3 protein-coding genes are annotated in these 1,147 nt (G+C 39.6%); 1 reads left to right on the forward strand and 2 read right to left on the reverse strand.

Annotated features, from left to right (window positions below):
• Positions 1-42: 42 nt before the first annotated feature.
• On the reverse strand, positions 43-237 hold the full coding sequence (locus ACTTBN_RS03135) for a hypothetical protein (RefSeq protein ID WP_440680937.1): 195 nt from the start codon (positions 235-237) through the stop codon (positions 43-45).
• A gap of 333 nt (positions 238-570) precedes the next feature.
• The gene (locus ACTTBN_RS03140; protein ID WP_440680938.1) at positions 571-762 is read right to left on the reverse strand and encodes a hypothetical protein; all 192 of its coding nucleotides are present in this window, start codon (positions 760-762) and stop codon (positions 571-573) included.
• Between ACTTBN_RS03140 and ACTTBN_RS03145 the strand changes: the two genes are divergently transcribed.
• On the forward strand, positions 731-1,147 hold a 417-nt coding region (locus tag ACTTBN_RS03145; protein ID WP_440680940.1), incomplete at its 3' end, for a hypothetical protein. The genes ACTTBN_RS03140 and ACTTBN_RS03145 overlap by 32 nt on opposite strands.

Below are 1,147 nucleotides of genomic sequence, written 5' to 3' on the forward strand. Positions count from 1 at the left end.
CATCTAACCTTGGTGCCAATGTAACAACGAGTGGTACACAAACTATACAGGTGCAGTAACCACTGATGGTAGTAGAACGTTACAAGGGTCAACTGTTAACTTTGTAAGTACGGTAACAGGAACAACAGCAGCAACTGATGATTTAACCATTACCGGTGCTCTTGATCTTGATGGCGCGATAACAGATATTAATGATTTATATGTATCAGGAACTTCTAATCTTGGTGCGAATATCACGACAACCGGTACTCAAGAATATAATAATAATGTAACGTTATCGGGTGCTGCTAGAACCTTAACAACTTCAGGAGACACTGTAACCTTTACGGGTACAGTTAACGGAGCACAAGATTTAACTGTCGATACTAATGGTAGTGATAATTTAAGTTCACTTGCAACCGTACTCTTTAGTAGTACTGTTGGGGATACTACACCAGTTGGTGCTATCCTTATTACCGGTAATTTAGATCTTGATGCCAATATCATCCAATCCGATAATACTGCAGGAGCAACCTCACTTGCAGTTTCAGGAACTTCTAACCTTGGTGCCAATGTTAAAACAACAGGTGATCAAACGTATACTGGTAATGCAATAATTTCTGCAGACATTACTTTAACTGGTGGATCACAGTTAACTTTTGCAGGAACCGTAGATAGTTCCAATACTACAGGTACAACAGATACTGATGCCTTATCGACATCGTTTACTGAAACAGAATTTGATGGAGAAGTGGGTGGCACATATGGTCTTGGCGCAATCATTATTACGGGTGCTCTTGATCTTGATGCAGCGATTACAAGCGCAAGTTCATTATCTGTATCCACAACATCTAACCTTGCAGCCAATGTAACAACAACTGGAACTCAAACCTATACTGGAGCTACAACGTTATCAGGAGGAGATCGAACTTTACAAGGGTCAACAATTAATTTTGGAAACACTCTAACTGGTACAGGATCTCATGATCTAATTATTACCGGTGCTTTAGATTTAGATGGTGCTGCAACAAGTATTGTTGATCTATCCGTATCAACAACATCTAACCTTGGAGCAAACGTAACAACATCAGGTACTCAAACCTATACAGGTGCAGTAACGTTAAGTGCAGATGTTGTACTAACTACAACTAATAGTAACACAACATTC

It is taken from the genome of Candidatus Pelagibacter sp. HIMB1623, from assembly GCF_052047695.1.
Taxonomy (GTDB): domain Bacteria; phylum Pseudomonadota; class Alphaproteobacteria; order Pelagibacterales; family Pelagibacteraceae; genus Pelagibacter.

Bases quoted from the DNA above. Each gene is read 5' to 3' on its own strand.
- ACTTBN_RS03140 (WP_440680938.1), bottom strand. From the start codon at position 762: ATGATTGCGCCAAGACCATATGTGCCACCCACTTCTCCATCAAATTCT.